The 4509-nt window shown below is 50.9% G+C and carries 3 protein-coding genes; all 3 read left to right on the plus strand.

The window, feature by feature from the left end; translation table 11 throughout:
• The first annotated feature begins 323 nt into the window (after positions 1–323).
• The 3 genes from P9687_RS05435 to P9687_RS05445 all read left to right on the plus strand — a co-directional run bounded on the left by P9687_RS05435 (position 324) and on the right by P9687_RS05445 (position 4431).
• Entirely contained in the window at positions 324–1253 is a 930-nt protein-coding gene (locus tag P9687_RS05435) for an ornithine cyclodeaminase family protein (protein WP_014097580.1), read from the plus strand.
• A 14-nt stretch (positions 1254–1267) separates the two neighbouring features.
• A complete protein-coding gene (locus tag P9687_RS05440; RefSeq protein ID WP_014097581.1) occupies positions 1268–2737 on the plus strand; it encodes an aldehyde dehydrogenase family protein in 1470 nt (489 codons plus the stop codon).
• Positions 2738–3264: 527 nt separating this feature from the next.
• On the plus strand, positions 3265–4431 hold the full coding sequence (locus P9687_RS05445) for an NAD(P)/FAD-dependent oxidoreductase (protein WP_014097582.1): 1167 nt from the start codon (positions 3265–3267) through the stop codon (positions 4429–4431).
• Positions 4432–4509 lie beyond the last annotated feature (78 nt).

A 4509-nucleotide genomic window follows, 5' to 3' on the forward strand; every position in this document is an offset into this window, starting at 1 on the left:
TGGCCGGGAAACGACGAATTGTCCTTCATAGAGCCGATGAAAAACAAAAGACTGGCCGGGAAACAGTGAACTGCCCTTCATAGAGCCGATGAAAGACAAAATACAGGTCCATGAACACGCAAACGGTCTTTCATTCGTTTGATGAAAGACAAAATATAAGCCCGGGAACAAAGAATTGTCCCACTAGAGCCCTCCAATCAGACAAAAGCCGCGAGCCCACGTCCCGAAGTTGCTGTATCCTCGGCTGCCAAATCCTTTTTATCATGTTCCCGCTTTGCCTCACATATATTTTTACCAAATCCCTGAAGGAAGGAGGTGCGGCCTTGCTTGTCCTTAATGGATGTGATGTCCTCAAAGCAGCCTCCATGCAGGAAATGATGGCGGCTGTAGAAAAAGCATACCGCATCTATGAAGAAAACGGTTATCAAATGCCGCTGCGCACGCATTTTACCATCCGGGACAACTCCGTCCTTTTCATGCCGTGCAGCACAAATGAGGCAGCCGGCGCAAAAATCGTCTCCGTTTTCCCGGACAACAAGGACCGGCCGGTGACCCAGGGTGCTGTGCTGCTCGTCGACAGCAGGAATGGATCCATGAAAACGCTCATGGACGGAACGGTTTTAACCGGGCTCCGGACCGGGGCAATCGGCGGGGCGGCGGCAAAATATCTTGCGCCAAGCGATGCCAAAACAGCCGGGCTTATCGGAACGGGTTACCAAGGGCTGTATCAGCTTGCCGGTGTTTGCACCGCACGCAACATCGAAAACATTTTTTTATTCAACCGGACACCTTCTAACATTCCTCCGTTTATTCGCCGGTTCAAAACGCTCATTCCAAATATCCCGGTTCATATTGCCAAATCCGCCCGTGAACTTGCCGAAAAGGCCGATATCCTCATTACGGCAACATCATCTGCCACACCTGTACTGCCGGAAGAAGACCTTTACGACGGAAAGCTTGTCATTGGCATTGGCTCATACCAGCCGCATATGCGCGAATTTCCTGATGCGCTTCTGAAAAACTTGAAATCGATATATATCGACTCGCACGATGCCGCAAAGGAAAGCGGGGATGTAGACAGCCGGCTTAAAACCATTCCGTTTTCCAAAATTGTCACGCAAAAAGTAAAACCGGATCCAAACACGCTACAGGTTTTTAAATCAACAGGCATGGCCCTGTTTGACCTGGTGGCTGCAGAAACGGTTTATAAAAAAGCCATTCAGCTTGGAATCGGGCAAATGCTCGATTTTTAAAGGGGGAACAACACATGGAAAAATATTTGAATTACATTGATGGCGAGTGGTGCGAACCGTCAACGGGAAAATTTGCCCCGGTTGTAAATCCTGCAAACGGGAAAACATTGGGCGAAGTGGCGCAATCCGCCGAACCGGACCTTGACCGTGCCGTCCAGGCTGCCAAAAGCGCGCAAAGCGTGTGGCGGCTCGTCCCGGCACCTGAGCGCGCAAACTATTTATACAAAGTCGGGGAACTGTTAAAACAAAGAAAAGAACAGATCGCGCGCACGCTTACAAGCGAAATGGGCAAGGTGATCGATGAAGCGCGCGGGGAAGTACAGGAAGCGATTGACATGGCCTTTTATATGGCAGGGGAAGGGAGACGCCAATTTGGTGATACCGTACCCTCTGAGCTGCAAAATAAATTTGCGATGAGCATCCGTGTGCCGGTCGGCATTGCCGGGCTGATCACGCCGTGGAATTTTCCGATCGCCATTGCTTCCTGGAAGTCACTGCCGGCGCTTGTAACCGGGAATGCGGTGATTTGGAAGCCAGCCACGGAAACGCCGGCAACAGCGTGCGCATTTGTGAAAATTTATGAAGAAGCGGGGCTCCCAAAAGGGCTTGTCAATCTTGTCCATGGCTCCGGTTCCGTGATTGGTGAAGCGATGGTGGAACATCCGGGCATCGGTCTCATCTCTTTTACCGGATCAAATGAAGTCGGGCGTAAAATTAACGAACGGGCGGGCGGCCTTCTGAAACGGACTTCGCTTGAAATGGGCGGGAAGAACGCCGTGATTGTCATGGATGATGCGGATCTCGATCTTGCAGTGGACGGCATTCTTTGGGGCGCATTCGGCACGAGCGGGCAAAGATGCACGGCCACAAGCCGGGTCATCGTCCATAAAAAGATCAAAGATGCACTGGAGGAAAAACTGATTCGGCGAACGGCGGAATTGAAAATTGGCGACGGCCTTGATGAAACGGTGGCAGTCGGCCCGGTTATCAATACAGAAGCGCTCAACCGCATCCACCAGTATGTCGAAACAGGTAAAAAAGAGGGGGCAAGGCTGCTTACGGGCGGGCGCATTTTGCCGGGAAAAGGATACTACTATGCGCCGACTGTTTTTACGGATGTCAGCCCAGAAATGGTCATTGCGCAGGAAGAAATTTTCGGCCCGGTTGTTTCGATCATTCCAGTGGCAAGCCTTGAAGAAGCGATTGTCGTTAACAACAGCGTCACTTTTGGGCTGTCGAGCGGTATTTTTACAAAAGATGTGAATAAAGCTTTTCAGGCGATGCGTGATCTGGATACCGGGATTGTCTACATCAATGCCGGGACGACAGGGGCTGAAATCCATCTGCCGTTCGGCGGGACAAAAGGAACGGGCAACGGGCACCGTGACTCAGGGCCGGCAGCACTTGATGTATACACGGAATGGAAGGCCGTGTATGTCGATTTCAGCGGGAAACTGCAGCGCGCCCAGATCGACAACAATTAGGCTCCTCTGCCGCACGGGCAGCAGGGTGAAAACGGATCAGCACATCATTACATGTTTGGCAGGTAAAAAGTGCCATGCTTTATCTTCGCGCCAATAGGAACAGGGGCAAAATGATCAGCATGAATGTTTAAGATTTTCCAAACCACAAGTTGAAAGTGGAATCAGGCGTACGCGATATCAAAATCGACAACAATTAGCGCCCATGCATGCAGCGCCATCAGTGGATTGGCAAAGACAAAAAAGAGAGGTCGACAACAATTAGACGCCCATGCCGCACTGAACGCGGCACTAGCAAAAGAATGAAAATCAGCCGGCACATATTTTTAGGATAGAGGCCCATGCTTATGGGCCAACGGGAGAATAAAAATCAGCGATGCATATTTTCAGGGTAGACGCCCATGCCGCACTGAACGCGGCTCTAGCAAAAGAATGAAAGTTAGCCGGCACATATTTTCAGGATAGAGGCCCGTGCATACGGCGCCAGCGGAAGAATGAGGCGACTATTTTTAGAATAGAGGCGGGATGGGATGAAAAACAAAGCGGATGTGATCATTGTTGGCGGCGGGATTATCGGTTCGAGTGTGGCGTACCATTTGCTCGCGGATGGATTTGCCGGCAGAATCATTGTATTTGAAAAGGATCCTTCGTATGCATATGCCTCAACCCCGCGGAGCGCAGGCGGCATCCGGCAGCTTTTTACAACGGCGGTCAATATTCAAATGAGCCGGTACAGCCTTAAAGCCTATCAAAATTTTGCCCGTGATATGGCAATCGACAGCGAAACGTTTGAAATTGATTTGAAACAGCGCGGATACTTATTTCTGGCGTCAGAAAAAATGATGCCGCATTTTAAAAAGCATTTGAAACTCCAGCACCAAAACGGCGTCTCATCTGAATGGCTCGGAAAAAAAGAACTGCTAGGGCTCATTCCCGAACTCAGCACGCGTGATCTTGCAGGCGGGCTGTATTGCGCGGAAAGCGGGTATTTGGACCCGTACACGGCGATGCAAGGGTTTATAAAAAATGCGAAACATCTCGGCGCGGAGTATATGTATGAAGAAGTGGACCGCTTTTTAGCGGAAGAGGGCCGGATAAAAGGCGTGCAGCTCAAGGATGGCCGGGCGTTTTTTGCGCCTGTTGTCGTGAACTGTGCGGGCGCCTGGGCTTCCGGACTGAGCAGCAAAGCCGGATTGCTACTTCCGGTTATACCGGTACCGCGGCGGATTTTTATGTTTGATGTGGAAAAACCGCTCGCAAAACCGTTGCCGCTGACGATGGATCTGACCGGTGTCTATTTTAGGCACGAGGGGCGCAAAATCATTGCCGGATACGGGGAAGAGGAAAAGCCGGCGATCGACTTCAGCTGGAAGCGGTCCGAATTTGAGGAGCAGATTTGGCCTATTCTCGCTGGCCGCATCCCGAATTTTGAAAAGGTAAAAGTCGAACGCGGCTGGGCCGGCCTTTATGACTACAATACGGCCGACCATAATGCCATCATCGGCGAGCATCCGGAAATGAAAGGGTATTTTGTCGCATTCGGGTTCAGCGGGCACGGCATGCAGCAGGCACCGGCCGTCGGAAAGGGGCTGTCGGACCTGATCCGGACCGGAAAGTATGAAACCATTGATCTTACACCGCTCCGGGTCGAACGGTTTGCAGAAAACGACCTTGTTACAGAAGATGCCATTTATTAAAAGGGCATCTTCTGTTTTTGCCTCATTTTCCAAACTACATGGTATAGTTATAATAACGGAAAGTCCTACGGTGTGATG

This window comes from Weizmannia sp. CD-2023 (assembly GCF_036225245.1).
Lineage (GTDB): Bacteria > Bacillota > Bacilli > Bacillales > Bacillaceae_C > Weizmannia > Weizmannia faecalis.

Excerpts from the sequence above, each read along its gene's own strand:
- P9687_RS05440 (WP_014097581.1), top strand. The coding sequence starts at position 1,268 with ATGGAAAAATATTTGAATTACATTGATGGCGAGTGGTGCGAACCGTCA.
- P9687_RS05445 (WP_014097582.1), top strand. The coding sequence starts at position 3,265 with ATGAAAAACAAAGCGGATGTGATCATTGTTGGCGGCGGGATTATCGGT.